This window comes from Mesorhizobium sp. Primo-A, assembly GCF_003997175.1.
Classification (GTDB): domain Bacteria; phylum Pseudomonadota; class Alphaproteobacteria; order Rhizobiales; family Rhizobiaceae; genus Mesorhizobium; species Mesorhizobium ciceri.
On sequence record NZ_RZTG01000003.1, the window covers coordinates 42787 to 67183 of the forward strand.

31 protein-coding genes are annotated in these 24397 nt (G+C 60.4%); 18 read left to right on the forward strand and 13 right to left on the reverse strand.

Translation table 11 applies throughout. The features are described 5' to 3' along the window. Positions 1-11: 11 nt before the first annotated feature. Positions 12-2003: a protein-L-isoaspartate(D-aspartate) O-methyltransferase gene (locus EOC83_RS05590; protein WP_063168033.1), complete on the reverse strand. Its 1992-nt coding sequence runs from the start codon at positions 2001-2003 to the stop codon at positions 12-14. A gap of 264 nt (positions 2004-2267) precedes the next feature. On the opposite strand from EOC83_RS05590, the gene EOC83_RS05595 reads away from it, so the two are divergent. The 4 genes from EOC83_RS05595 (at position 2268) to EOC83_RS05610 (ending at position 6605) form a co-directional block, all read left to right on the forward strand. Then, positions 2268-4679, forward strand: a complete 2412-nt coding sequence (locus EOC83_RS05595) for a phosphoketolase family protein (protein ID WP_063168032.1) — start codon at positions 2268-2270, stop codon at positions 4677-4679. Next, positions 4676-5854, forward strand: a complete 1179-nt coding sequence (locus EOC83_RS05600; RefSeq protein ID WP_082826676.1) for an acetate/propionate family kinase — start codon at positions 4676-4678, stop codon at positions 5852-5854. Before EOC83_RS05595 ends, EOC83_RS05600 begins: the two co-directional genes overlap by 4 nt. Before the next feature lie 162 nt (positions 5855-6016). Then, entirely contained in the window at positions 6017-6301 is a 285-nt protein-coding gene (locus EOC83_RS05605) for a hypothetical protein (protein WP_245441362.1), read from the forward strand. Between the two features lie 91 nt (positions 6302-6392). Beyond that, positions 6393-6605, forward strand: coding sequence for a hypothetical protein (locus EOC83_RS05610; RefSeq protein WP_063168031.1), 213 nt, complete (start codon positions 6393-6395; stop codon positions 6603-6605). Between the two features lie 57 nt (positions 6606-6662). Here the strand turns inward: EOC83_RS05610 and EOC83_RS05615 are convergent, their stop codons facing one another. The 4 genes from EOC83_RS05615 to EOC83_RS05630 form a co-directional block, all read right to left on the reverse strand. Next, a complete protein-coding gene (locus EOC83_RS05615; protein WP_013531536.1) occupies positions 6663-6827 on the reverse strand; it encodes a hypothetical protein in 165 nt (54 codons plus the stop codon). Between the two features lie 164 nt (positions 6828-6991). Next, positions 6992-7192, reverse strand: coding sequence for a KTSC domain-containing protein (locus EOC83_RS05620; protein ID WP_013531537.1), 201 nt, complete (start codon positions 7190-7192; stop codon positions 6992-6994). A gap of 80 nt (positions 7193-7272) precedes the next feature. Further along, positions 7273-7719, reverse strand: a complete 447-nt coding sequence (locus tag EOC83_RS33540) for a GFA family protein (protein WP_063168030.1) — start codon at positions 7717-7719, stop codon at positions 7273-7275. A 62-nt stretch (positions 7720-7781) separates the two neighbouring features. Beyond that, positions 7782-8081, reverse strand: coding sequence for a PRC-barrel domain-containing protein (locus EOC83_RS05630; RefSeq protein WP_013531539.1), 300 nt, complete (start codon positions 8079-8081; stop codon positions 7782-7784). Between the two features lie 571 nt (positions 8082-8652). Here EOC83_RS05630 and EOC83_RS05640 point away from each other — a divergent pair. The 4 genes from EOC83_RS05640 (at position 8653) to EOC83_RS05655 (ending at position 12320) form a co-directional block, all read left to right on the forward strand. Beyond that, a complete protein-coding gene (locus EOC83_RS05640) occupies positions 8653-9402 on the forward strand; it encodes a Crp/Fnr family transcriptional regulator (RefSeq protein ID WP_082826458.1) in 750 nt (249 codons plus the stop codon). A gap of 390 nt (positions 9403-9792) precedes the next feature. Further along, positions 9793-10410, forward strand: a complete 618-nt coding sequence (locus EOC83_RS05645; protein ID WP_063168028.1) for an alpha-ketoglutarate-dependent dioxygenase AlkB — start codon at positions 9793-9795, stop codon at positions 10408-10410. Positions 10411-10542: 132 nt separating this feature from the next. Beyond that, the gene (locus EOC83_RS05650) at positions 10543-10983 is read left to right on the forward strand and encodes a DUF2231 domain-containing protein (protein WP_050580528.1); all 441 of its coding nucleotides are present in this window, start codon (positions 10543-10545) and stop codon (positions 10981-10983) included. After that, complete coding sequence (locus EOC83_RS05655; protein WP_013531543.1) at positions 10980-12320, forward strand: sorbosone dehydrogenase family protein; 1341 nt, start codon at positions 10980-10982, stop codon at positions 12318-12320. The genes EOC83_RS05650 and EOC83_RS05655 overlap by 4 nt, the downstream gene beginning before the upstream one ends. 26 nt (positions 12321-12346) lie before the next feature. Here EOC83_RS05655 and EOC83_RS05660 read toward each other — a convergent pair whose 3' ends face one another. Beyond that, entirely contained in the window at positions 12347-13183 is an 837-nt protein-coding gene (locus EOC83_RS05660) for an alpha/beta hydrolase (protein WP_063168027.1), read from the reverse strand. A gap of 307 nt (positions 13184-13490) precedes the next feature. Between EOC83_RS05660 and EOC83_RS05665 the strand changes: the two genes are divergently transcribed. After that, on the forward strand, positions 13491-14108 hold the full coding sequence (locus tag EOC83_RS05665; RefSeq protein WP_013531545.1) for an NAD(P)H-dependent oxidoreductase: 618 nt from the start codon (positions 13491-13493) through the stop codon (positions 14106-14108). Between the two features lie 156 nt (positions 14109-14264). Further along, a complete protein-coding gene (locus EOC83_RS05670; protein WP_013531546.1) occupies positions 14265-14429 on the forward strand; it encodes a DUF3309 family protein in 165 nt (54 codons plus the stop codon). A gap of 128 nt (positions 14430-14557) precedes the next feature. On the opposite strand, the gene EOC83_RS05675 is transcribed toward EOC83_RS05670, so the two are convergent. After that, complete coding sequence (locus tag EOC83_RS05675; protein ID WP_127312568.1) at positions 14558-15379, reverse strand: DUF1236 domain-containing protein; 822 nt, start codon at positions 15377-15379, stop codon at positions 14558-14560. A gap of 154 nt (positions 15380-15533) precedes the next feature. On the opposite strand from EOC83_RS05675, the gene EOC83_RS05680 reads away from it, so the two are divergent. Both EOC83_RS05680 and EOC83_RS05685 read left to right on the forward strand, forming a co-directional pair. Further along, positions 15534-16025, forward strand: a complete 492-nt coding sequence (locus EOC83_RS05680) for a hypothetical protein (protein ID WP_224674205.1) — start codon at positions 15534-15536, stop codon at positions 16023-16025. A 91-nt stretch (positions 16026-16116) separates the two neighbouring features. Beyond that, the gene (locus EOC83_RS05685; protein WP_013531549.1) at positions 16117-16353 is read left to right on the forward strand and encodes a hypothetical protein; all 237 of its coding nucleotides are present in this window, start codon (positions 16117-16119) and stop codon (positions 16351-16353) included. Positions 16354-16363: 10 nt separating this feature from the next. Here EOC83_RS05685 and EOC83_RS05690 read toward each other — a convergent pair whose 3' ends face one another. After that, positions 16364-16621, reverse strand: coding sequence for a hypothetical protein (locus EOC83_RS05690; RefSeq protein ID WP_013531550.1), 258 nt, complete (start codon positions 16619-16621; stop codon positions 16364-16366). Positions 16622-16915: 294 nt separating this feature from the next. Between EOC83_RS05690 and EOC83_RS05695 the strand changes: the two genes are divergently transcribed. The 4 genes from EOC83_RS05695 (at position 16916) to EOC83_RS05710 (ending at position 18803) form a co-directional block, all read left to right on the forward strand. Then, positions 16916-17110, forward strand: coding sequence for a DUF2934 domain-containing protein (locus EOC83_RS05695; RefSeq protein WP_013531551.1), 195 nt, complete (start codon positions 16916-16918; stop codon positions 17108-17110). Positions 17111-17199: 89 nt separating this feature from the next. Then, entirely contained in the window at positions 17200-17376 is a 177-nt protein-coding gene (locus EOC83_RS05700) for a hypothetical protein (RefSeq protein WP_013531552.1), read from the forward strand. Continuing rightward, positions 17373-18269, forward strand: coding sequence for an alpha/beta hydrolase (locus EOC83_RS05705; RefSeq protein WP_063168025.1), 897 nt, complete (start codon positions 17373-17375; stop codon positions 18267-18269). The genes EOC83_RS05700 and EOC83_RS05705 overlap by 4 nt, the downstream gene beginning before the upstream one ends. Positions 18270-18392: 123 nt before the next feature. After that, positions 18393-18803, forward strand: a complete 411-nt coding sequence (locus tag EOC83_RS05710; RefSeq protein ID WP_013531554.1) for a DUF427 domain-containing protein — start codon at positions 18393-18395, stop codon at positions 18801-18803. A 43-nt stretch (positions 18804-18846) separates the two neighbouring features. Here the strand turns inward: EOC83_RS05710 and EOC83_RS05715 are convergent, their stop codons facing one another. Together EOC83_RS05715 and EOC83_RS05720 are read right to left on the reverse strand one after the other, a co-directional pair. Further along, complete coding sequence (locus EOC83_RS05715) at positions 18847-19266, reverse strand: HD domain-containing protein (protein ID WP_027161658.1); 420 nt, start codon at positions 19264-19266, stop codon at positions 18847-18849. A gap of 24 nt (positions 19267-19290) precedes the next feature. Continuing rightward, on the reverse strand, positions 19291-19686 hold the full coding sequence (locus tag EOC83_RS05720; RefSeq protein WP_027161657.1) for a GFA family protein: 396 nt from the start codon (positions 19684-19686) through the stop codon (positions 19291-19293). A 200-nt stretch (positions 19687-19886) separates the two neighbouring features. Here EOC83_RS05720 and EOC83_RS05725 point away from each other — a divergent pair, with 200 nt between their 5' ends. Further along, positions 19887-20495 (forward strand): cysteine hydrolase, encoded by a 609-nt coding sequence (locus EOC83_RS05725; protein ID WP_063168024.1) that lies wholly within the window; start codon positions 19887-19889, stop codon positions 20493-20495. 100 nt (positions 20496-20595) lie between these two features. Next, positions 20596-21870, forward strand: a complete 1275-nt coding sequence (locus EOC83_RS05730) for a DUF763 domain-containing protein (protein WP_063168023.1) — start codon at positions 20596-20598, stop codon at positions 21868-21870. A gap of 23 nt (positions 21871-21893) precedes the next feature. Here the strand turns inward: EOC83_RS05730 and EOC83_RS05735 are convergent, their stop codons facing one another. From EOC83_RS05735 to EOC83_RS05745, 3 genes are all read right to left on the reverse strand, one after another. Then, complete coding sequence (locus EOC83_RS05735; protein ID WP_027161655.1) at positions 21894-22337, reverse strand: PPC domain-containing DNA-binding protein; 444 nt, start codon at positions 22335-22337, stop codon at positions 21894-21896. A gap of 44 nt (positions 22338-22381) precedes the next feature. Beyond that, positions 22382-22699, reverse strand: a complete 318-nt coding sequence (locus tag EOC83_RS05740; protein ID WP_013531559.1) for a hypothetical protein — start codon at positions 22697-22699, stop codon at positions 22382-22384. A gap of 117 nt (positions 22700-22816) precedes the next feature. Continuing rightward, the gene (locus EOC83_RS05745; RefSeq protein ID WP_082826674.1) at positions 22817-24397 is read right to left on the reverse strand and encodes a DHA2 family efflux MFS transporter permease subunit; all 1581 of its coding nucleotides are present in this window, start codon (positions 24395-24397) and stop codon (positions 22817-22819) included.

The window sequence follows — 24397 nt, forward strand, 5'->3', positions numbered from 1 at the left end:
GCGCGCGCCGGTTAGAGCCCGAATGGATAGGTGTCGGGAACGCCGGTTCTTGCATGCTCCGGGCCAAGCGGCGTCACTGCCGCGGTTTTGTCGAACCATAGGAACGCGTCGAACTGCTGGGGCAGGGAAGCGTCCGCATAGTGGCTGCCCAGCTCGGTTTCCGGCCGGTAGATTACCCCGATGAATCGCTCCAGCCTACGTTCCAGCAGCCGCTCACGCAGCGTCTTGTCGCGCCCGAGGTCGAGCAGGAACCGCGACACAAGAGAATCGTGGCAAAGCCGTTCGTAGCTGTCGGCGTGCGACGCGCGAACCTGCTTCACCTCCATTTCGCCATCCCAGTCGCTTGCGGCCGCTACAGTGCCGGAATGCGTGCCCATACCGATTAGCGCTGCCTCATCGCCGAAACGCTGCCGGCAGAGCTGACCGATGTTCAGTTCGTCCCTGACGACACCCATCTCGGTAAAGCGGGCATCGCCGATATGGGAATTGTGCGCCCACACCACCGCCTTGGAGTTGGGGCCGCCGGCGTCCAACAAATGTTCCAAGGTCTCGAACATGTGGGTGTCGCGCAGGTTCCAGGACTCCGCACCGCCATAGTACATGATCCGGTAGTAGTGTTCGGCGGACGCGATCAGCCGAGCATTCTGACTGGCGTCGAGAAAGTCGGTTCCGTCCTGTTTTGCATAATCGAGTTGTCTGGCGAGCAAGTCCCGGCATTGTTCCAGCACGGCTTTCTCGCATTTTTTATAGCCGGCGGTGAGCACCGCACGGCCGTAGGTAGACGGTTCGTGTTGCCAGGGCGTCAGGCAACCATACCGTTCGCGTGCAATCTTGGCTGCCTGGGGATCGACCCGGTCGAGATAGTCGAGGACCGCGCCTATGGACCCGCTCATATTGTAGATGTCCAGGCCGTAGAACCCTGCTTGCTCCGAAGGTTCTAGCTTCTCGTTGCGACGGCGCATCCAGTCGGAGAAGGCCGCGACATCGGTGTTGCGCCACATCCACGTCGGAAACCGCTGGAATGGCGCACCGGCGCCTGTTCGCGGCCGACGATGGCGAACGTAGCGGTCGATCGCCGCCGCATCGGGCCAGTCCGCCTCGACCGCGACGATGGTGAAGCCGTGCCGTTCGACGAGCCTGCGGGTGATCGCCGCGCGCGCCCTGTAGAACTCGGACGTGCCATGGCTTGCCTCGCCAAGCAGAACGACGCGCCGGTCGGCGAACCGGTCGAACAATGCGCCGAAGGCCGGATCGTCGAAATCGGGCAGCGGTTCAGCCGCGGCCGCGATCATATCGGGCAGGCTGATCGGATGCGGATGTCGAAGTGGACGACCGACCTTGGTGACGGTGCCGTTTTCCGACCAACCCTGCTCGCCGATGAGAGGGACGAAGCGCACGCCGCCGAAATCCTCCTCGCTGTAGGTTGCGGCACCTGTCCGGGTGACTTTGAGCAGGCGTTGCAAATCGGGGTCGTCGCCGACCGGAATGACGAGCCTGCCGCCGACATCGAGTTGCTCCTGAAGGGCGAGCGGTGCGCCGGGACCGCTGGCTGTCACCACGATGGCATCGAACGGCGCCGCCTGCGGCCAGCCCTTGGTGCCATCGCCTGTCCGGACCTCGATGTTTCGATAGCCGAGTTTTTCAAACCGCCGTTTCGCCGTTTCTGCCAAACCGGGATGACGCTCTATGGTGTAGACCTGTTCGACGATCCGGCTCATCACCGCGGCGGCGTAACCCGAGCCGGTGCCGATTTCGAGCACGTGGTCACCCGGTTTGACGTCCGCCATTTCGATCATGAATGCGACGATGTAGGGTTGCGATATGGTCTGGCCGTCGGCGATCGGCAGCGGCGTGTCTTCATAAGCAAATTCCTCGAAACCGGGTTCTACGAAGGCCTCGCGTGGAACTTCGCGCATCGCCTGCAGAATTTCACGGTCATGGATGCCACGCCGGCCGACGTGGATATTGACCATTCGATCACGGGCACGAGGAAGATCGAGCATTTTTTAGCTCCCTTTGGTGCAACGCTTCGAGGTTGTCCTTCGCGGTAGCTGCCTTGAACCTGGCCTTCGCGATTCCAGTTTCTAACCGCTGGAGGACTTCAAGGTTCCCGCCTATTTGCGGACAGAGCCGCTCGCTCCACCGGGATAGCGACCGGTCTCTTGGCCGCTCGGGTCGCGACACTGTCCCGGACGGCGGCAGTCGGGGGTTGCTCAAGCGCAAAGATGCCCCAGTTATCACCAGCGAACCGAAAGCTGGAGATGTCGATGAACGACAAGGCTGCCGCGACGCCGCAGGCTATCGGCCACGAACGGATCGACCTCATGGACCGTTACTGGCGCGCCGCGAATTACATCTCGGTCGGCCAGATCTATCTGCTCGACAATCCGCTGTTGCGCGAACCGTTGAAGGCCGAGCACGTCAAGCCTCGGTTGCTTGGCCATTGGGGCACGACGCCGGGCCTGAATTTTCTCTACCTGCATCTGAACCGCGTTATCCGCGAACGCGACTTCGATGTTCTGTTTATCTGCGGCCCGGGCCATGGCGGTCCCGCAATGGTCGCCAACACATGGCTCGAGGGCACCTATAGCGAGATCTATCCCGATATCGGGCAGGGCGAAGACGGCCTCAGGAAACTGTTCCGGCAGTTTTCCTTTCCCGGTGGCGTGCCAAGCCATGCCGCGCCCGAGACGCCAGGCTCCATCCATGAGGGCGGCGAATTGGGATATGCATTGGTTCATGCCTTCGGTGCGGCCTTCGACAATCCGGGTCTGGTGGTTGCCTGCGTCGTTGGTGACGGCGAAGCCGAGACCGGTCCGCTGGCGGCGGCATGGCATTCCAACAAGTTCCTGAACCCAGCGTCGGACGGCGCCGTCCTGCCGATCCTGCATCTCAACGGCTACAAGATCGCCAATCCGACGATCCTCGGCCGCATGGACGATCAGGAATTGCGAGACCTTTTCGCCGGCTATGGCTACGAACCGTTCTTCGTCGAAGGCCACGAGCCGCTTGCCATGCACCGGTCCATGGCCGCGACGCTCGACACGGTGCTCGATCGCATCCGTTCCATTCAGGAGCAGGCACGGGCTCCGGGATGGCATGGTCAACGCCCGAAATGGCCGATGATCGTGCTGCGCAGCCCCAAGGGATGGACCGGGCCGAAGGAAGTCGATGGCGAAAAAGTCGAGGGTTTCTGGCGCTCGCATCAAGTGCCGGTATCGAACGCTCGAGGGAATGAGGAGCACCGCAAGATCCTCGAAAACTGGATGCGAAGCTACGAACCGGGAGAGCTGTTCGACGAAAGCGGGCACCTGTTGCCGGAGCTTGCGGCACTTGCCCCGACAGGGACAAGGCGCATGGGCGCAAGCCCGTACGCAAATGGCGGCCTGCTGAAGCGCGATCTGATGCTTCCAGATTGGAAAAGCCTGGCCCTGGAAGTGCCGCGTCCAGGTGGCGTCATTGCCGAGGCGACGCGGATTTGCGGAAGCTATCTTCGCGAGGTGTTCCGCCTCAATGCCGAGGCGCGAAACTTCCGCCTGATGGGGCCGGACGAGACATCCTCCAACCGCCTCGACGACGTGTTCGAGGTCACCGATCGGATCTGGATGGAGCGCATCGAGCCCTATGACGTCCATCTTTCCCGTGATGGTCGCGTCATGGAAGTGCTGAGCGAGCATCTCTGCCAGGGCTGGCTTGAAGGCTATCTGCTCACCGGCCGCCATGGCCTGTTTTCATGCTATGAGGCCTTCATTCATATCGTCGATTCGATGGTCAACCAGCATGCCAAATGGCTGAAGACCTCCGGCGAGCTCGCTTGGCGCAAGCCGATCGCCTCGCTCAATTACCTTTTGACCTCGCATGTCTGGCGGCAGGATCACAATGGTTTCAGCCATCAGGATCCGGGCTTTGCCGATCTGGTCGCCAACAAGAAGGCCGACACGGTAAGGCTCTATTTCCCGCCGGACGCCAACACCCTGTTGTGGATCACCGATCATTGCCTGAGAACCTATAACCGCATCAATGTCATCACCGCCGGCAAGCAGCCGGGACCGCAATGGCTGTCCATTGAAGAAGCCGGAGCGCATTGCAAAGCTGGAGCGGGCATCTGGGAATGGGCCGGCACGGTTGCTCAGCACGAGGAGCCCGATGTGGTCATGGCCTGCGCCGGCGATGTGCCGACCCTGGAAACACTGGCCGCGACAGACATTCTGCGCTCCGCGATCCCCGACCTGAAAATCCGCGTCGTCAATGTTGTCGATCTGATGACATTGCAGTCGAACACGGAGCATCCGCACGGCCTGCCCGACGGGGACTTCGACGCGTTGTTCACGAAAACACGGCCCGTCATCTTCGCCTATCACGGCTATCCCTATCTCATTCATCGCCTGACATACCGCCGCGCCAACCATGACAACATGCATGTGCATGGCTTCCGCGAGGAGGGCACCACGACGACGCCATTCGACATGGTGGTGCTCAATGAACTCGACCGCTACCATCTCGCGCTCGCCGCCATCGAACGCGTGCCGGGACTGGCCGAAAGGGCCGAAGGGCTTGCCGGCGAACTCCACGGCAGGTTGGCGAAGCACAAGGCCTATGTGCGCGAGCACGGCGAAGACATGCCCGAAATCCAGAAATGGAGCTGGCCCGACAAAGCCGCGACAAAGGGGCGCCAATGATGCGTCGGTCGATCCTGGCGCTGAATGCCGGCTCGTCCAGCATCAAGTTTGCGCTTTACGATCTTGTCTCATCACGGGATATGCAACTCGTTTCACGCGGCACGCTGGACCTGGGCGACAAACCCACACTGCGCGCAAAAGCGGCCGACGGAACGGGGCAGTGCGATCGGCCGCTCACCGCCGACAAGCGGCATGACGCGGCCATAGGCGAGATGCTGAATTGGGTGCAGGGCGAAATTGGGGAAAGAAACCTGATCTGCGCCGGCCATCGCATCGTGCATGGCGGAAGCGAGTTCATCGAACCTGTCCGTCTGACCCCAGACATCATCGACGCCATCGACAAACTTACGCCGCTTGCTCCGCTGCATCAGCCTCGCAGTCTCGCGCCCGTCCGTGCAATAGCCGCCTTGCAACCGGACCTGCCACAGGTTGGCTGTTTCGACACCGCTTTCCACCAGACGATCGATCCGCTCGTGCGGCGCTTTGCCCTTCCGCGCCAGTATGAAGAGCAAGGCTTGCGCCGCTACGGGTTCCACGGTCTCTCCTATGAATACATCGCCGGGCGGCTCAGCGAGATATCGCCAATTTTCGCGGCGAAACACACGATCGTCGCCCATCTCGGCAATGGGGCAAGTCTTTGCGCCCTGCACGGGGGCAAAAGCATCGATACCACGATGGGTTTTTCGGCCCTGGATGGCCTCGTCATGGGCACGCGGTGCGGCGCCATCGATCCCGGCGTGCTGTTGTATTTCCTGCTGGAAAGAGGCATCGCGGCGGAAGAACTGCAGGCGATGCTCTACGAGAAGTCGGGCCTGCTCGGCGTATCCGGTATTTCCGGCGACATGAGGACGCTCGAAGCGAGCAATGATCCTCGCGCGCAAGAGGCGATGGCGCTTTTCGCCTTTCGCGCCGCGAGAGAGGCCGCGGCGCTTGCAAACACGATGGGTGGCCTTGAATGCCTGGTGTTCACCGCCGGCATCGGCGAACGGTCCGCGACCATCCGCAAGGCCATATGCGAAAAATTGACCTGGCTTGGCGTGGTGCTTGAAGATCGCGCCAACAACACCCACGCCGAGATCCTCAGTCGTCCCGAGAGCAAGGTGGAAGTACGCGTGATTGCGACCGATGAGGAAAGTGTCGTTGCACGTCACAGCCGCATGGTGATGCAAGCCTGAACGCTCGCCTCGGCATCGGAAAATCGGCTGTCGGTTCGGCCCGATGAAAGCCCGGGCAAGGGTATTCCCTGTACGAAAATTACCAAGCAAGCGGTCGGGGGAACCAACTGCCCATAGAAATATTGTGCGAGCAATCCCGGCTAACCCCGAGATCGTCGGCCGATGATCAGGCCGACAGCCTTACTTCAGGCATTGGCTGAGGAATCCATGTTTACGGACGACGTTGCGGTGAGGCGCCTGAAAATCCTGGTCGAGCAATATGTCGAGACACGCAAGAAACGCCACGATGTGATCTCTACCGCCAAGGCCGGGACCGCAATTCGAGAGGTGATGCCAAGTTGCCCGCTTTCAGGAAAGGCCTTCGATGATCTGATAGCGGCCTGCGCCATCGAGCATGGCCTCGCTGTGCTCTTCGACAATCCGGGGACATCAGGCACTGAAGTCTGAGGCTGGCGCTTCCGATGCTACCGTCGCGATGAGCAGGAGTTCAGTCGGCATGTCCAGGTACTTTTTCGACCTTCGAGATGAGAGCGGAAGCTTGCAGGAGGATCCCGAGGGCCAGGAATTTTCTGATCTCGCGAGCGCTGAGGAAAACGCGATGGCGTCGGCGAAGGAAATCCTTGCCGAAGAGCTGCTGCATGGCAGGCCGCTGCGTACCGGATTGACCTTCGAGATTTTTGACGAGAACCGCAACCTGGTGCTGCGCTTTCCTTTTGCGCTCGCGGCCGAAAAGGCCGGGGCACCCCCTTAATCCCGAATTGCCTGGCCGATCACCTGCAGGGGCCATACAGGTCGCCTCATGCGGATCCTATCCTTCCGCCTTGAAGTTTCTGGCTTCCTTCTCGACCTTGGGGTTGTCCTTGCCATGCTTTTGCATGAGCTCCTTGGCTTGCTTGGGTGAGACGTCGGTGGTCTCTGCCAAGCGCAATGCCTTCTTGTCCTTGCTTTCGGTCTTCTGCTTCTTGGCCGTCATGGCTCTTGAACTCCCTTGAAGCCTTTTCCGATCGATCTTTGCCGGTGCGAACACCTGAGCATGTCCAGATGAACACTTTCGTTGCCTGGCCTGCTTCGATGACGAGACGTCAACGAGACGATGCCGGTCAGGTTCCGTGCATCGCCTGCTCATGTCCAAACTTGTCACGCCACGCGGCGGTACCGATGGCGGTCGCGGATGAACTCATTGAAGAAGCGGCCTTTTGAGGAAGCTTTGGTGAAAGCGGCATAAGTTGCCGGTGCAACATCCTCATATTCGTAGCGTCTGCCGCTCGGCACAAACCAGACCGACAGGATCCTGGTGGCGGGATCGTATTGCGCATTTCGGATCACGGTCGATGGCATGGTCGCACCCGACAGGTCTGCCCGAATAACCCGTTAGCGATCGTCAGGTTCCGCCGATATCCTGGCGTCACGCACCGCGACTACCGGTCGCGCGGGTTGCCGAACTTCGGGTCGCGCTTCCTTGAATATCGGTCGATGCGTGGCAGGCTGTCATCAAACTCGATCCACGGCAGCCTCAGGTCCCAATAGGCATGGGCTTGCGGCCGAAACCCTTCAGGGTTGTCAAAGAAGCCGATCGTCACATAGAACTCGTCCGGCAGGCCTTCGTCGCTATAGCCTATCGAGCTTCCACAGTCTGGGCAGAACGTGCGGGTGACGCCTGGCGTTTGGGAAAAGGCCTTCGGCGTCCCTCTAAGGAGCTGAAATTGCTTCGGCCGGTAACCAACCCAGATCGTCAGCGGACTTCCGATGGCCCGGCGGCAATCGTCGTCGTGATCGTAGCATATCCAGAAAGGCTCTCCGTCCAGGGCTGCGGCGATCCCTCCGCAGAAGCAGGCTCCGGTTTTCGCGCCGCATCGTCTGTCCACCCTGTTGCGCCTAAGAGAGAGCGGCCGAGTGGCCGCTCCCGTTCAAGGTGAAGTCCTTGAAATCATGCATCGTGATGCTCGGGCATGCTCTTGAGCTGATCCTTGGTCCAGTTCGTCACCGCGTGAACGTCGCCGTCTTCATCGCGCATGAATTCCAACTGGCTTGCGGGAACGGCCACCGGCTTGGCGCCAATGCCGAGAAAGCCGCCGACATCGATGACGACCTGACTGGCGGCTCCTGAGCCGTGCACATGCGAAACGCTGCCGACTTTGTTGTCGTCTGCGTCGTAAATCGTGGCGTCTTCGAGAATGTCTGGTGTCAGTTCGGTGCTTGTGAGGCGTACGTGGTTGGTGTGATCCATCTTTCGAGACTCCTGTTGGGTGGAATATTTGAACCTCTCAGCCGAGCAATCGTTCCGAACAATTCCGGGGGCGACGGACGGACGACGCAAGGACGCTAGAAGCCTCAACTCAGCCTCCGTCCGAATTGACTCGCAAAGCTCCGTACGGAAGCGTACAAAAGGAAATCGTCAGCAGCACAGTTGGGGCGCTGACGCTTGGGAGTGACCATCGCTCTTGCCCATCACGAGGCATGGTGTTGCACGGCGAAGGAGCCCGAGCACCCCGGTCTGCCATTGGGCGCGATGACCGCGCTGGCGCGGGATACAGGCGCCACTGAACAACAGATACGCGAAATCATATCGCTCCTCGGGTTCGATCGCGCCTCTATCCTGCGGGAGGCTCGTTTGCTGGCGAAAGATAGTCAGCCAACAAGGCCTTCGAGTCTTCAGCAGTAACTGTCGGTTTCATACCAACGCGCCCGCCCGTCTAGTGCTGCGCGAGACGAAGTCTATGGTTCGTTACCGTCCGCTCGTTCGACGGGCGCGGCCGGCTAAGAGATCCCAGTGCTCTTGCCCAAGGGAAAAGAGTCTCGTGGATTACCAGACACTGCAAGCCAAGAGCGAATTGCTTCGCCGGATGAGCGCGGACGATTTCGCGCGGCTACGTCCGCATCTGGCGAGTGTTTTTCTTGAGTTGCGCGCGCCGCTGGAGACCGCGGGGCAGAAGATCGAAGCCGTCTATTTTCTGGAAAGCGGGCTGGCCTCGGTAGTGGCGAGGACTTCGCCTGCGACCGAAGCCGAAGTCGGAATCATCGGGTTCGAAGGAATGACCGGTTCGGCCCTGGTCATGGGGGACGACCAGGCCAACTTTGATTGTTACGTCCAGTCGACATGCGAGGCTCTCCGGATAGAGGCTGCCCCCTTCGTCGAAGCCCTGGAGGACAGCCCTACATTGCGGTCGTTCCTGTTGCGCTATGTCCAATATTTCCATGTTCAGACAAGCTATACGGCATCGATCAACGCGCGGCAGAGCCTGGAAGTTCGACTGGCAAGATGGCTTTTGATGTGCAGCGACCGCACTGTCGGCGACAGGCTTATGATAACCCATGAATTTCTGTCCATCATGCTTGGTGTGAGGCGTCCGGGGGTTACCGTCGGCCTCCAGATGATCGAAAGTTACGGTTATATCCGAGCGCGCCGCGGAGAGATTACGATCCGCGATCGAGACGGTCTCATGACGTTGGCGCGAGATTCTTACGGTCCACCCGAAACCCAGTACCGCCGGCTGATCGGAGATTTGGGCTCGAAGCATCCCGCGAGGCAGGAGCGGCCTCTCGTTTGAGCGCGCCGGGCCAACAGAGGCTTCTCCGCCACAGAGCCGCCAGCGGACATTTCGAGTGGCCGGCGCGATGATGCCGGTGAGACACCGTTGCCTAAACCCGCGCCGGCCACTGCGGCATGTTTTGGGGATGCCGCGTTGCCAATCTAGTTGCCGACAAGCAACTGGCAACGAAAGCTCACGGTTTGGTAAGAACCGTACGTACATGCACGCAAACTCCCTCGGTCGCGTTCAAGGCATGCTCGCGAAATCCTGAGTTGAATACAGTCCCTCGATAAAATCCGGATTGGCAGGCCCTGTCCGTCGTTGTGGTGACGTCCGCAGGGTGGGTGCAGATTGGCTGGCCAGGTTCCGATATTGCCAGGCGGGCTGGCCTTCACCATCTTAGCTGGGATGGCGACACCCAAATCGAAAACACTCGACTCCGGCTCATCCGGGCTTCAGCACGATCTCTTTGGTGCTGCCGACGACCTACCGGAAGGTTTCTTCTATCAGCCCGAGTTGATCACGGCGCAAGAAGAAACGGAACTCGCCCGGCATCTGGAAGGCCTGCCGTTCGAGGCGTTCGATTTCCATGGCCATCTGGCAAACCGGCGCGTCGTCGGTTTTGGCCTGCGTTACGACTACGACAGACGCCAGGTCGTCGAGGCGCCGCCGATCCCTGACTTCCTGCTGTCCCTGCGCGACAAGATCGCAGCGTTGGCAGGCCGGCCCGCCAACGCCTTCGCGCAAGTGTTGATCAACGAATACCGGCCCGGCGCCTGCATCGGCTGGCATCGAGACAAGCCTCATTTCGAAGACGTTGCGGGTGTTTCGTTGCTGGCGCCTTGCAGCTTCCGGCTCCGGCGGAAGAATGGCACCAAATGGGACCGCCGGACCATCGTCGTCGAACCAAGGTCGGCGTATCTCATGACCGGACCATCGCGCATGGAATGGGAGCACAGCATTCCGGCGGTTGACCTGCACCGCTACTCGATCACCTTGAGGACATTGCGCGCCAACTCCGCATGAGCATCGCGCGCCGAGCCGTTCTGTCGCATTGCCAGCGCCATCACGAGTTCTTGAACGCAAAACGGTTCCGGGAACCTCCCAACCACAAGTTGGTTTGGAGGACAGGTACAGCTTCAAAGGTGGAGAATGTCCATGGCCCGTGCCCGATCCGTGTTGGTGGCAGCCAGGCGTCCGTTCCATAAAACGCCGATGGCGGTCGCAAACGCATGTTTCGTCGGCACATTGCTGACCGACGTTGCCTATTGGCGAAGCGCTGAAATGATGTGGGCAGATTTTTCCGCCTGGCTGCTCCTTGCCGGCCTGGTTGTAGGCGTGCTCGCGGTCCTTGCAGCACTTGTCGATTTGTCTACCGGCCGACTTGCCCGTCAAGCCGGGCCTGCATGGCCATATCTCCTTGGCAGCCTCGTCGTGCTCGTCATATCGCTCTTCAACGCACTGGTGCACAGCCGTGATGCCTGGACCTCGGTCGTGCCGACGGGGCTCATCCTGTCCGCCGTCGCCGTGATCGTTATCCTCTTGCTGGGACTGCTGGGATGGAGCTCCGGCCACACTCAAGTGGAGGTGGTCGAATGAATGTCTCCGCCAGACATATCCGGCGTATCGCGAGCCTCGGTCTGCTGTTCGGATCGATTTTGGCGCTGCCCGCATGCAGCGATAACGAACCGGATCCCACCGATCAGGTCGGAGCAAACCCGACGCTGCCTGAACCTATTCAGTATCTGGTGCCGCCCATGCATGTCGCGTCGGTCGTCGGTTGGAAACAAGACGAGAAGCCGACCGTCGCCAAGGGTTTGCAAATCCAGGCCTTTGCCAAGGGCTTGAGGCATCCGCGCTCGCTTTACACATTGCCGAATGGTGACGTTCTGGTGGTCGAATCCGTGGCGCCGCCCGGTGCCGCGATCAAGCGGCCGAAAGACCTGATCATGGGCTGGATCGAGTCGATGGCGACCTCGGGCGGCGGCACCGAAGGAAGCAACCGTATCACCCTGCTGCGGGATACGAACGGCGATGGTCTGCCCGATGTCCAGGAGGTCTTCCTCGATCATCTCAATTCGCCCTTTGGCGTGGCCCTGGTCGGCAACGATCTCTACGTCGCCAACACCGACGCCATCGTGCGTTATCCCTACACGTCGGGCGACACCAAGATCACCGCGCCGGGCGCCGTGCTGACGCCATTGCCCGGCGGACCTATCGATCACCACTGGACAAAGTCTCTCGTGGCCAGCCCCGACGGGTCTCGGCTGTATGTCGGCATCGGATCCAACAGCAACATCACCGAGAACGGCATCCAGGCGGAAAAGGACCGGGCCGCCATCTGGGAAGTCGACAGGGCCACTGGCCGCTATCGTATTTTCGCGAGCGGCCTGCGCAATCCCAACGGGCTGAGTTGGGAGCCGCAGAGCGGCGCGCTGTGGGCTGTGATCAACGAGCGCGACGAGCTCGGTCCTAACCTGGTTCCCGACTACATGACCTCGGTCAAGGACGGCGCGTTCTATGGTTGGCCGTACAGCTACTATGGTCAGCATGTCGACCCGCGCGTGATGCCGCAGCGGCCGGACCTCGTCGCCAAGGCGATCCCTCCCGACTATGCCTTGAGTTCCCACGTCGCACCTCTGGGCTTGACGTTCTACACTGGAACCAACCTGCCGGAGCTCTATCGCAACGGCGCCTTTGTTGGCGAGCATGGTAGCTGGAACCGCAAGAGCTTCAACGGCTACAAGGTCGTTTTCGTGCCGTTTAAAGACGGTCATCCAGATGGCAAGCCGCAGGACGTCGTCACCGGTTTCCTCGGCAAGGACAACAAGGCGCACGGGCGGCCCGTCGGCGTTGCCGTCGACAAATCCGGCGCGCTGCTGATCGCCGACGATGTCGGGAACACGGTCTGGCGCGTAACTTCCACGAGCCAGTAGGCACCTGCATAACGCTGATCGCTTCACTATCTCGGTGCGAATTCCACCAGCGCCTTGACGAATTCTGCCGGTGCCTCGATCGGCAGGAATTCGCCGCAGTTGGCGATCATGTGACCTTGCAGGTTCTTTGCGCCAGACATCCTCAGACCTTCGAGGTAATCGTCAATCGATCCAAAATCCGCGTCGCCGCGGATATAAAGGATCGGAACTTCGATGCGCGCCGGGGCATTGGCCTCGGCATCCTGCTTGAACGCGCGATACCAATCAAAGCCGGCCTTAAGTGCCTCCGGCCTCGCATAGGCCTGCGTCAACGTCTCCCGCATTTCATTGGTCAATGCTTCGGGACGGCCGGCGAGCAGATCGAAGAAAAAATCGAAGTAGGCGCGTTGATGGCCCGTCACCAGCAACTCCGGTAACTCAGGCACCGCATGAAACGCAAAGTGCCAGATGCCCGGGTTTGCGACTACCTTCGTCCATGGATGAAGGCCGGGGATAACCGTATTCATCGGCACCGCGCCGACGATGCGACCGCCATGATGGCGAGCAGCAGCGAAGGCAATCATGCCGCCCACATCGAAGCCTGCAACGACGATGGATTTGGCCCCAAGCGCCTCGGCGGCTGAAATCACAATATCGGCAAGAACCTTCTTTTCCGCCGACGGCGGAGTGCCACGCGATTCACCGATCTCCGGAAGATCGAAAGCCAGCGTAAAGTATCGCGTGCCGAGTTCATCGAGCACACCATCATAGATTTTCCGGGAATGGGGCCAGCCGTGCAGAAGGATCAAGGCCGGTCGGCGCGGATCGCCGGCCGTGGATACCGCCAGCTGCATATCGCCTGCTTCGAGGGTCTGGACGAGCATCGTCTATCCATTTTCGGGAACTCAGAAGAAAACGAAGAGCGAACGAATAGGTTGCCCCACCAGTTCAATCTGCGTCGCTCGCCGCTGTCCGTTCTCCAACGTCTGTGCTCAAGGACCAGCCCGCTTTCTGAGCCGGCTCGACCGTCACCAAGTGGGAGGAGGGGGCCATCCACCGGCCCTGTTGGTCCGCCTGCGGAACAAGCATTTAACCCTGGCGTTAGAATGCCGGGCGATCCCGCAACGGGCGAATGGGCAGTCGCGAAGTCGTCGCGGCGGTTTGCAATTAGGACAATGCAGGGAGATTCACATGCCGCTTACGGCCTTCGCACTCAATTGCTCGCTCAAAGCTTCGAACGACAGGGAAAAATCCTCCACCGATCGGTTGCTCGCCGATGTCCTGGCGGCGTTGATGCAATACGATGTGAAGGGCGAGATCGTGCGTGCGCTCAGCCACGATATCAAGCCCGGCGTGCTCTCCGACATGGGCGAGGGCGACGATTGGCCGAAACTCAGAAAGAAGATACTGGCGGCCGACATCTTCGTGCTCGGGCTTCCGATCTGGCTTGGCCAGCCCTCGAGTGTGGCCAAGCGCGTCCTGGAGCGGATGGATGCCTTTCTCGAGGAGACGGATGACAGAGGGCGAATGCCGGCAGCAGGAAAGGTGGCCCTGGTGGCCATCGTCGGTAATGAGGACGGTGCGCATCACTGCCACGCGGAATGCTTTCAGGCATTGAACGATGTCGGCTTCACCATCCCGGCCAATGGCGGGGTCTACTGGGTTGGCGAGGCGATGGAGGACGTCAACTATGTCGACCTGCCGGCAACTCCGGAAAAAGTCTCGGGTGCGATCGAAATGGCAGCCTCAAACGCCGCCCATCTCGCTGGATTGCTGAAAGACCAGGGCTATTCGGGCGTCTCGGGATGACCTTTGTTCGCCTAAACAACTTTGAGCGGCCAGACATTGCAGCGTCGATGAGGTCTCAATCGGGAACAGGAAGGCTTGTAGCGAGTTCATATTCTCATCAGCCGGCGACCGCCGCTCCGTCTACACGGCGCGAAGCCGCAAACAGGAGAGCAAGTCATGGGTCTCGGCACAATTCTTATCATCATTCTGATTATCGCATTGCTTGGCGGCTTTAGTGGACTTGGCGGCGGGCCATTCTACGGCACCGGCTATTACGGGGGCGGCGGCCTCGGTCTTCTGCTGCTTATAGTCATAATCCTGGTCGTGCTCGGGCGTCTCTAGCCGAGTCCGCCATGCGGTGGCAGATTGTATCACCTGCCGCTTGCGGTTCTCTTCGGAGTTGCTTTGAATCCATAGCAGTCCGGCAATGACGGTCCGCCCTCTGGAGGGCGGACCACTCGTCGGACATATCAGGTCAAAATCAGCACGATCTTGAACGTATCCGGATCAACGATGACGATCCGACCGTCCGCAAGCACGAAATACTCGTAGCTTTCGTAAGCGGGAACGATCTTGACGATACGAGCCGGCAGCCGATGCAGCCTGACCTTGTGCCGCGGAACTTCGACGCCGACGCTGATGTCAAAATTGACATTGGACACAGGCTCGACCTTCGTCTCCCGGATAATCTGAGTGACTTGGGTTTTCTGCTCCACCGTCACGTTGTTGATGGAACCGGTCGACGTCGTATCCTGTGTCGAGGCCTTGCCCTGGGCCTGCTGGTCGGTGGTGGTGCCGGTCTTGCCCTGAGCCTGCTCGTCGGTCTGCATCTTGGTCTTGCCCTGGGCCTGCTGGTCGGTGGTGGTGCCGGCCTTGCCCTGAGCCTGCTCGTCGGTCTGCATCTTGGTCTTGCCCTGGGCCTGCTGGTCGGTGGTGGTGCCGGCCTTGCCCTGAGCCTGCTCGTCAGTCTTCAGCTTGGCTTTGCCCTGGGCCTGCTGGTCGGTGGTGGTGCCGGCCTTGCCCTGAGCCTGCTCATCGGTCTTCAGCTTGGCTTTGCCCTGGGCCTGCTGGTCGGTGGTGGTGCCGGCCTTGCCCTGAGCCTGCTCGTCGGTCTTCAGCTTGGCTTTGCCCTGGGCCTGCTCGCCCATCTTGGAGCCGTTCTGGCAGTCAGCCTGCCCGGAAGCGCAGTTGGCGTCTGCGCCAGATTGGCTTTCGGTCTGTTGTGTCTGAGCCGCCGCCGTTCCACAGCCGAGCCCGATGGCCAGCATGCTGGTAATGAGAACACGTTTCATGGGAAATCTCCCTGGGTAAGGTTCGTCCCTTCACTGGGTAGAACCAGCACCCAAAAAAAATGTTCCGAGATAGATGCGTGAGTGCTAAAAAACGACCCCGCTTGAGATCATACGATCGCGGGCGGAAGCCGCCGTTAAAGCGACCTTTTCAACCTTGGCGATTGCCCTAGCTGTCTCCGGAGAGGAGACCGACATGGCAATCTATAGTCTGAGAGTGGTCAGCTTCATTTTCGTTGCCCTGGCTTTCGCTCCGGCCGCCGCGCATTTCTTCGCTATGTTCAACAAGATGAAGCTCGACGGGCCAAACTATCTGGCTGCGCAGCGCGCCTATGATGGATGGAGCCTGTTCGGCATCGTGGTGCTGGGAGCATTGCTCTCCACGGCCGCCCTGGCGATCCTGCTCTATCGAGCGAGCGCATCTTTCGGCTTGGTTGTTGTCGCCTTTCTAAGCATCGGCGCCACGCAGTTTGCCTTCTGGACGCTGACCTATCCAATCAATCAGGCGACCCGGAACTGGACTGTCCTCCCTGAAAACTGGGAGCTGCTGCGGCGCCAATGGGAGTATTCGCATGCCATCGCCGCAGGCCTCAACGCCTTGGCGTTGCTGGTGCTTTTCATATCGGCGCTTCGCCCTGCGGTGCGTTGAACGACCACGTCGTCACCAGCACGGCCAGCGGGCAGGAACCACCATGAAGCGGAATCATTGAAACGCCAGATGTTCCAGCGCGGCAGGAAAAATGAAACGGTACTATTTTGATCTTCAAAACGGTGACGGCACGGTACCCGACGATGACGGGCAGCTGTTCGAATCCCGGGAACAAGCCAGAGCGGAAGCAATTCGTATTTTGCAGGATGTCGCCCAAGACGAAATGCCCGACTGCGATTTCGTCAAGATAACCGTCAAGGTACGCGATGAGATCGGTGCGCAGATGTTTGAGGCGTCGCTTGTTCTGACCTCCGGATGGAGCGTTTGATGTCGCAGTGCTAGCGGCGATACCGCACCGGGATTTGCACGACATTCTCCGATCCAGGCAGATCAAAGGCCATGGCCAGCTGACGTACGGAGGCCATCTCCACGATCAGTTCTTCAATCGAAAGGTCTGGCAGGCCGGTCTTCACCCTCTGCCTCACCCTGGCCGCAAGTTCATGAACCCGCACCGGGACGAAAAGCGGGCTGTCGTCCAGCAGCTTGCTGATTTCGATGACCACATCGGCGTCGATGTCTTTCGGCAATTCCCGCATGAGCGTCACCTCCAATCGAAGCAACAGCCCGCCATGTCGATGCGACGAGCGATCCGGCGTTGAGCGCCGGGCAGTGGGATCGGAGAGGGACGTGCTCGGCGCTGGCCGATATCCTGATTCATAAAACTGCGAGCATAGGTGTGTCACGAAAAAATATCGGTACGAAATTTACCAAGCCGGTCATCCCATGCAATCCACAAGGGCCTTCCCGAAATCCGGCAGCGGCTGTTGCCGACAGAGGAGGAACAAAAAATATGGCCCGGAATTGAGACTGACGAATTGGAGGATCTAGCCATGGACAGCAGGGAAGAAAAGATCAAACGACGGGCCTATGAAATCTGGGAACAAGAGGGCCGGCCGGTAGGCCGCGAGCAGGAGCACTGGGATCGGGCCGTGCAGGAGATCGAAGCTGAGGGTTCGGAGACTGAACGTGGCCCGGTTCTGCCTGACCCGACAGTTGCGGCCGATTCCAATAGCTCGAAGCGTTGATCGGCAATCCCATGGCGTCTTGAGGACCCCGGTCGGGCAACCAAATTGGCGGAACCTCGTTTGCCGGGCATCAACCAGAGGAGGTTTCGATGAAGAGGTTCTTTTCATTCCTGGTCTTGGCCGCTGCCCTTGCGCTCGGCGCCTGCGACAACAACACCGAGCCGATGAAAGCCACCAGCAACAAGAACCCACAGGTTGATCAGGCCGCCAGACCAGGCCCCACGACTGGCGGCGACCAGCCAGCTACGGTGCCTCAGAGCAAATGAACTCCGTCTCACATTGCGACACACCTCTGCTGCGCGTCGCCTATCTCGATGGTGGACCGCAGGACGGCGCCCCGGTTATCCTGCTGCATGGCTGGCCCGACGACGCGACGACATACGCTCGTATTTCGCCGATGCTTCATGAAGCTGGCTTCCGGACGTTTTCCCCTTGGTTGCGAGGCTTTGGGCCGACATCGTTCCTGTCGAAAGAAACCATGCGCTCGGGCGAGATTGCCGCGATGGCGCAGGATGTGCTGGATTTTGCAGATGCGCTTGGCATCAGCCGCTTTGCAGTTGTCGGACATGATTGGGGCGCTCGGATATCCTATCTGCTCGCGTCGGTTTTTCCGGACCGCATCAAGTGCTGCGCTGCGCTGTCCCTCGGCTGGCAACCAGGCAAACCAGCAACGCCGACGCCCGAACAGGCGAAAGCATTTTGGTATCAATGGTTCATGGCGACCGCACGGGGCGCCGAGTTCGTACGAAAGAACGGCAAGGAATTCGCCAGGTATCAGTGGGACAGCTGGGGTCCATTAGGCTGGTTCGACGACGCCATTTTCGATGGCGTTGCGAGCTCGTTCGAAAATCCTGACTGGGCGGATGTGACGTTGCATTCCTATCGGGTCCGGTGGGAAGAGGCCGAGCCCGATCCGCGTTATGCTGAACTCGCCCGCCGGCAAGCAACGGTCAAGATCATCACCGTGCCGATCCTGACGCTTCACGGTGGTGACGACCGCGTTGTGTTTGCCCAGTCTTCAGAGGGGCTCGAAGAGCATTTCACCGCGTTCTACAGGCGGGTGGTGCTGGATGGCATCGGACACTTCCCGACGCGTGAGGCTTCTGATCAGGTTTCGCGAATGTTGGCTGCGTTTCTCGATAGCCATGGCAAGCGCTGAAGGAGGGGCGCCATCGACCCCATAGTAAAGGCCGGAACCTGACGCATCGCCGCGCATTTCGTCTCCATGCATGACGAACCGAAATGCGGTCTCGCAATCAATCGGCAGCCAGGGAGAATTTGGATGCAAGCTTCAGGCGCAATCTCAAGACACCATGCTGGCCAGTTGGCCATAGAACCGTTTGCGGGCACGGTGACGGTACGATTTTCCGACGCCATAGTCGCTGCCACGGAACGGGCGAAAGTGCTTCAGGAAGAAGGACATGAGCCCGTGTTCTATATTCCTTTCGAAGACATCTATTTTGACCTTTTCGAAAAAACGAACACCACCAGCCGCTCCCCTTTGAAAGGTACCGCGAGCTACTGGCGCGTCCATGCCGTGGGCAGCTCGGCTGACGATTTCATGTGGGCGTACGAGACGCCTGAAACCGCGGCGCGGGCCATTGCACGTCATGGTGCATTCGATCCGGAAAAGGCGCGCATCGATGTCGAGCCCGCGGAGGACAGAAGGCATACGCCCCACGTCACGGAGTAGATTGCCCGTTCTCATCGGCGCGAGCTGAAATTCAAGGCAGGTGCTAACCGCGTGGAAACTCTTCATCAAGGATGCGTAGTGCCTCCTCGTATCTGACGGTTGATGCCCCGGCCTGTCGTGCCTGCCAGATATTGTCCGCCAGATCCGCGCGCTTCACCGGCAGCGCCAATGGATTCGATGCCGCTCGTCGCACGAACGCGAAGTAATCCTCGCCGTCCCTACGCGACATGGCGTCGACGGCCGACGCGATCGTCGGGCCAAAACCGGCCTCTTCCAACCTGGTCCGGTCCCAGCCTTCGCCCTTTTCCAGGACGTCATGGAGATAGGCGACGACCTTCTGATCCTTGGTTTCGACCGCGTCAACGACACGGCGACAGTGCTCGATATAAGGTCGCCCGGTCTTGTCGCGCTGTGCCTGGTGGACCTCTTCGGCAATCTTGGCCGCCCGGTAAAACATGCTCATCAGGCTTCCCCTTCAGACATGGTTTCACCATCGCTCCTCGGTGTCGTGGTGCGGCAGGTCCATTCCGCAGCAAACCCAGCCAAGTCGCTGCCTCGATCCATAATTGTAGCGCGGCTCCAGGCGAGCCGGATCGTCGAACGTTCCGACATGAAGCGCGATCTCTCCCGGCGATGCGTCATAGGCGAGGCTGAGCGGCGATCCGCAGGCGGAGCAAAACCCCCTGCAGGCAATCGGCGAAGACCTGCGATAGGTCGGCGTCGCATCGGTCCAGGTCACGCTTTGGGAAGGCACCCAGGCCAGAACCGCGAACGCACTGCCGGTCGCTCGCCGGCACATATCACAATGGCAGTAATGCACTCTCGGTTCGCTTCCAACGCGGAAGCGGATCGTGCCGCAGAGACATCCTCCGCTCAGTTCCATTTTGGCGCCCCGGTTGACTTGCGGCTCCAACGCCTCTCGCGCGGTCTCATGCGAGCACCTCCATTCATCACAGCGAAAACGCCGGTCATTTGCGTCGGTTCCTGTTGGCTATCTCAGGAACCAGTGCTTGCGCGCGGCGTTGCGTGTCTTTGCTGGCAAAATGAGGAGTCAGGAATGCTTGGCCGGTCGGAGACGCACTGATGTCGATGCCGGGGCTGGCATACGGTCCCCTGGGCGATCGATGCATGCATGTCTGCGTGGACATGCAGCGGCTGTTTGCCGAGCCGTCTCAATGGGCAACACCCTGGATCACCCGGGTTCTCCCGCAGATCGAGACGCTGGTCGAAAGACGCGCGCCGCAGACGGTCTTTACACGCTTCCTGCCAGCCAAGAAGCCGGGGCAGGGCGTCGGCACCTGGAAGCGCTATTATGAGCGCTGGGCTTCACAGACGATCGAGACGATCGGGCCTGAAATGACCGAACTGTTGCCGTCTTTAGCCGGCTACTGCCCGCCAGCGGCGATCATCGACAAGCACATCTACTCGCCCTGGTTCGAAGGGCGCCTCAGAGCCTTCCTGGTGGAGCGCGGCATCGATACGCTCGTCATCACCGGTGGCGAAACGGATGTTTGCGTTCTGGCCACGGTGCTCGGAGCCATCGATTTCGGCTATCGCGTGGTTCTCGTCACGGACGCGCTATGCAGTTCTTCCGATTCAACCCACGACGCACTGCTGACCGTTTACCACCAACGTTTCGCGCAGCAGGTCGAGACGGTTGAGATGGAAACGGTTCTCTCGAACTGGACTTGACGTTCGCCAACTCGGCTCGGCGGAAAGTGTCCATGCTTCCTTGCGCGGTTTGGCTGCCTATCTGTTAAGAGAATAACGGACACCAGAACGGATAGCAGACGTGACGCAACGATCGGGAAGTGCTGATCTTCCACTCCATGGCGGGCGCGTGCCAAAATGGCTCGGCGACCGCATGACGCGTCTTGGCGCCGTGATGTGCGAAGCGATCATTCATCACTATGGTCGAGACGAACTGCTGCGACGGCTGGCGCATCCGTTCTGGTTCCAGTCCTTTGGTGCTGTCATGGGCATGGATTGGCATTCGTCGGGGATCACGACCAGCGTCGTGGGCGCTTTGAAGCGTGGCCTCACGCCGCTTTCCGGCGAGCTCGGCATTCATGTCTGCGGTGGTCGCGGCGCGCATTCGCGAAAAACCCCGCATGAACTCGAAGCCATCGGCCAACGCGTCGGCTTTGACGGAGCGGGCCTGGCCACCGTCAGCCGTCTTGTCGCCAAGGTCGACAGCGCCGCAGTCCAGGACGGTTTCGATCTTTACCTGCATGGTTTCATCGTCACCGATGACGGTCGCTGGGTCGTGGTGCAGCAAGGCATGAACGGTGACAGCAAGGTGGCGCGCCGCTACCATTGGCTCTCCGAGGGGCTCAAGAGTTTTGTCGACCAGCCGCATGCCGCCATCGAGGGCATCAATCAAGGCGAGATCGTCAACCTGACCGACAGGCGCGCCGACGCGTCGCGCCAAGGGCAACTGAACCTTTTGCAGGAGCTCGGACCCGATCGCATCCTGGGCGAGCTTGCAGCATTGGAGCGTTGCGCGGAGCCGAGGCGCCGGCAGGAACCGGAGCAGCCGCTGCTGCCGCATTTGGTCATGCCGGCCCATCACGACGTTCGCGAAAGCGATGTCGTCATGCATCGTCTTCACGGCAATATCGCCGCCGCCGCGGACCGCGGTCCCACCGATTTCGCCGAGCTCCTTCTGGTCCCCGGCGTCGGCGCGCGCACGGTGCGCGCGCTGGCCCTCGTTGCCGAGGTGGTGCATGGCGCGCCTTGCCGCTTTTCCGATCCCGGCCGCTTCTCGCTGGCGCATGGCGGCAAGGACAGGCACCCGTTCCCTGTGCCGCTTAAGGTCTATGACGAGACGATCGGCGTGCTGAAGTCGGCCGTGCAAAAGGCAAAGCTCGGTCGCGATGAAGAAATCGGCGCCTTGAGGCGGCTCGACGATCAGTCGCGGCAAGTCGAACGATACGTCACCGGCCTCAGCCTGAAGGAAATTGTCGCGGGAGAATTCGACCAGTCGCATCTGCTTGGCGGGCGCAGCGTGTTCGGGTGGGAAGCGGCCCCGGACACAGCACCTGCTGAGCGGAGCAAGAAGGCCTGAGAACGAGCTAGAGCGGCTGTAGATCAATCGTCCAGATCGATGAGCGCGACACCGAGATCCGGGCGCTTGCTGCGGCGCAGATGGCCGGGCGCTTCCACCAGGGTGATTTCGAGCGTTGGCCGAACGATGCCATCAAGCAGATGTCCACCCCGGGTGGTGCCATCGCTCAATCCCAGCACCGCATGGACGTGCAGGCTGGGCTTATCGTCATCACCCAGTGCGACATCGCCGATCGCGCTCAGAACCTCGCACTGTTCGTCGATAGGGATTTTGCGGTAGGTCTTCGCGTCCGGATCAAACCAGCCCACGGTGGCTTTTTCGAAAGCCCCTATGGCGGTCAGGGACGCGCTGCCGATCTTCTGGTCGACCGCGAAGGCGGTCAGTGCCGCGAACGCTTCTTCGCCTGGGTCGAGCACCAGGACAAATGTCCTTTGTCCGCCGATCTCATTGACGAGCTGCGATTTCATCCCTGTCCTTCCATCGTTCGGCCCCATTGAGCGCCGCCGTCAGATCAATGGGCACGGTGTTCCGCATTGCGCTTGCGGGTCGCTGCAGCTTTCTTTGCCGATTCCGATCGGCTTGCGGCAGACCGTGATGCCGATGCCTTGCCGCCGCTTTTGCCGCCTTTGTGCGCCGCCGGATGGCCCGTGTGTTTGCCGCGGCCCGAACCGCCTTCCTTCTTGCCACCGCCATCGTCCTTGTTGACGGTTGCCCATGCGCGCCGCTCTGCCTCCTTGTCGGAAACCCCGCGCTTCTCATAACCTTCGGCAATGTGGTCGGCTTTACGCTCCTGCTTGTCAGTGTACTTCGATTTGTCGCCTCGTGGCATGGCCAGCTCCTCCTGTTGAACAAGGGCTGAACGTCGACCCGACGCGGTGGTTCCAACATAAGTTCGCGAAGCCGAGGCCGCATGGCGGGGCAGCGCCATACACCGCCGCGGCGCGAGCTAACGCTTTTCGGGCCGGGGAGAGCGCAGCAGCAAGGCGAGAGGAACGAGCAGTGCGGTCGCTACCGCGCAATATCGAAAGACATCGATATAGGCGAGCAATGAGGCCTGCCGCGCTATCAACTGTCCTATCCAGCCGAGCGCCTGCTGTTTTGCGTCGATCATCGGCGAGCCTTGAGCCACGAAGTGCTCGGTCGCCTGACGCAGAACCTGCTGGTAGGCCGGTGACGACTGTGCCGTGTGGCCGACGAGGTTTGCCTGATGGATTTGCGCGTTCTGGGCTATCACCGTGTTGGACAGCGACACACCGATGCTTCCGCCGATGTTACGGGCAACGTTGATGAGTGCCGACGCCTGGTTCGTCTGCTGCGGAGCAAGACCGACGTAAGCCGCCGTCGAGATGGGGATGAACAGGAAGGGCAAACCGATCATCAGGAAGATGCGCGCGAAGGCAAAGAAGCCGAAACTGACGTCCGGGGTGAGCGATGTCATATGCCAGAGCGCGACAGCGACGACGGACATGCCTGCCATGATCAGGTATTTGGGCTGGACGATGGCGCCGGCAAATCCGGAAATCGGCATAAGCATCAACATTGCGATGCCACCCGGCATCATCGACAGGCCCGACAGGGTCGCCGTATAGTTGAAGGCGGTCTGCTGCAGTTGCGGCATCAACTGGGTGGTGCTGAACAGCACGGCGCCCACTGCCATCATCACCAGGAACGATGTGCCGAACTGGCGGCTGAACAGCAGGCGGACGTCGACGATCGGATCGCGGTGACTGAATTCCCACGGGATCAGCAGCAGAAATGAGACCGCCGAAATCGCCGCGAAGGTCACGATGAAACCTGATGCGAACCAGTCGTTGCGCTGGCCCTCATCGAGAAAGATCTCCAGGCAGCCGAGTGCCGTGGCGACCAGGATGAAACCGACCCAGTCTATTCTGAGGCCGCCCTTCAACCGTTCCTGCCGTTCGCGCTCGAGCACATCAGGCTCGACCACCAGCCACTGCACCAAGGCAAGCGACATGATGCCGAACGGGACATTGATGAAGAATATCCAGTGCCAGGAGAAATGGTCGGTCAGCCAACCGCCGATGGTCGGCCCGACTGTCGGTGCGACGATGACGGCAATGCCGTAAAGAGCAAATGCCTGGGAGCGTTTTTCGGGTGGAAAGGTGTCGGCGAGAATGGATTGTTCGCTGGGTGCCATGCCGCCGCCCCCGAGGCCTTGCAGGATCCTGAAGACGATGAGCATTTCCAGATTGGGCGCCAGGCCGCACAGCAGCGACGCTATGGTGAAGATCGCCACGCAAAGCATGTAGTAACGCTTGCGGCCGATGACGCTGGCCAACCAGCCGCTAACCGGGATGATCACGGAATTCGCGACCAGATAGGTGGTGATCACCCAGGTGCTTTCGTCCATCCCGGCCGCGAGGCTGCCGGCGATGTTGCGCAGCGCCACGTTGGCGATCGAGGTGTCGAGCACCAGCATGAAGGTGGCGATCGAGACGACGACTGCGATCAGCCACGGATTGCGCCCGCCGGCGGCGGACCGGGTTTCGCTCCGTTCACCAGCCAT

Excerpts from the sequence above, each read along its gene's own strand:
- EOC83_RS05715 (WP_027161658.1), bottom strand. The coding sequence starts at position 19,266 with ATGAGCATGTTTTACCGGGCGGCCAAGATTGCCGAAGAGGTCCACCAG.
- EOC83_RS05705 (WP_063168025.1), top strand. The coding sequence starts at position 17,373 with ATGAACTCCGTCTCACATTGCGACACACCTCTGCTGCGCGTCGCCTAT.
- EOC83_RS05670 (WP_013531546.1), top strand. The coding sequence starts at position 14,265 with ATGGGTCTCGGCACAATTCTTATCATCATTCTGATTATCGCATTGCTT.
- EOC83_RS05615 (WP_013531536.1), bottom strand. The coding sequence starts at position 6,827 with ATGACGGCCAAGAAGCAGAAGACCGAAAGCAAGGACAAGAAGGCATTG.
- EOC83_RS05630 (WP_013531539.1), bottom strand. The coding sequence starts at position 8,081 with ATGGATCACACCAACCACGTACGCCTCACAAGCACCGAACTGACACCA.
- EOC83_RS05650 (WP_050580528.1), top strand. The coding sequence starts at position 10,543 with ATGGCCCGTGCCCGATCCGTGTTGGTGGCAGCCAGGCGTCCGTTCCAT.
- EOC83_RS05595 (WP_063168032.1), top strand. The coding sequence starts at position 2,268 with ATGAACGACAAGGCTGCCGCGACGCCGCAGGCTATCGGCCACGAACGG.
- EOC83_RS05740 (WP_013531559.1), bottom strand. The coding sequence starts at position 22,699 with ATGCCACGAGGCGACAAATCGAAGTACACTGACAAGCAGGAGCGTAAA.
- EOC83_RS05600 (WP_082826676.1), top strand. The coding sequence starts at position 4,676 with ATGATGCGTCGGTCGATCCTGGCGCTGAATGCCGGCTCGTCCAGCATC.
- EOC83_RS05590 (WP_063168033.1), bottom strand. The coding sequence starts at position 2,003 with ATGCTCGATCTTCCTCGTGCCCGTGATCGAATGGTCAATATCCACGTC.
- EOC83_RS05720 (WP_027161657.1), bottom strand. The coding sequence starts at position 19,686 with ATGGAACTGAGCGGAGGATGTCTCTGCGGCACGATCCGCTTCCGCGTT.
- EOC83_RS05665 (WP_013531545.1), top strand. The coding sequence starts at position 13,491 with ATGCCGCTTACGGCCTTCGCACTCAATTGCTCGCTCAAAGCTTCGAAC.
- EOC83_RS05725 (WP_063168024.1), top strand. The coding sequence starts at position 19,887 with ATGTCGATGCCGGGGCTGGCATACGGTCCCCTGGGCGATCGATGCATG.
- EOC83_RS05735 (WP_027161655.1), bottom strand. The coding sequence starts at position 22,337 with ATGAAATCGCAGCTCGTCAATGAGATCGGCGGACAAAGGACATTTGTC.
- EOC83_RS05675 (WP_127312568.1), bottom strand. The coding sequence starts at position 15,379 with ATGAAACGTGTTCTCATTACCAGCATGCTGGCCATCGGGCTCGGCTGT.
- EOC83_RS05660 (WP_063168027.1), bottom strand. The coding sequence starts at position 13,183 with ATGCTCGTCCAGACCCTCGAAGCAGGCGATATGCAGCTGGCGGTATCC.
- EOC83_RS05620 (WP_013531537.1), bottom strand. The coding sequence starts at position 7,192 with ATGCCATCGACCGTGATCCGAAATGCGCAATACGATCCCGCCACCAGG.
- EOC83_RS05695 (WP_013531551.1), top strand. The coding sequence starts at position 16,916 with ATGGACAGCAGGGAAGAAAAGATCAAACGACGGGCCTATGAAATCTGG.
- EOC83_RS05700 (WP_013531552.1), top strand. The coding sequence starts at position 17,200 with ATGAAGAGGTTCTTTTCATTCCTGGTCTTGGCCGCTGCCCTTGCGCTC.
- EOC83_RS05745 (WP_082826674.1), bottom strand. The coding sequence starts at position 24,397 with ATGGCTGGTGAACGGAGCGAAACCCGGTCCGCCGCCGGCGGGCGCAAT.
- EOC83_RS05655 (WP_013531543.1), top strand. The coding sequence starts at position 10,980 with ATGAATGTCTCCGCCAGACATATCCGGCGTATCGCGAGCCTCGGTCTG.
- EOC83_RS05605 (WP_245441362.1), top strand. The coding sequence starts at position 6,017 with ATGATCAGGCCGACAGCCTTACTTCAGGCATTGGCTGAGGAATCCATG.
- EOC83_RS05645 (WP_063168028.1), top strand. The coding sequence starts at position 9,793 with ATGGCGACACCCAAATCGAAAACACTCGACTCCGGCTCATCCGGGCTT.
- EOC83_RS05685 (WP_013531549.1), top strand. The coding sequence starts at position 16,117 with ATGAAACGGTACTATTTTGATCTTCAAAACGGTGACGGCACGGTACCC.
- EOC83_RS05710 (WP_013531554.1), top strand. The coding sequence starts at position 18,393 with ATGCAAGCTTCAGGCGCAATCTCAAGACACCATGCTGGCCAGTTGGCC.
- EOC83_RS05690 (WP_013531550.1), bottom strand. The coding sequence starts at position 16,621 with ATGCGGGAATTGCCGAAAGACATCGACGCCGATGTGGTCATCGAAATC.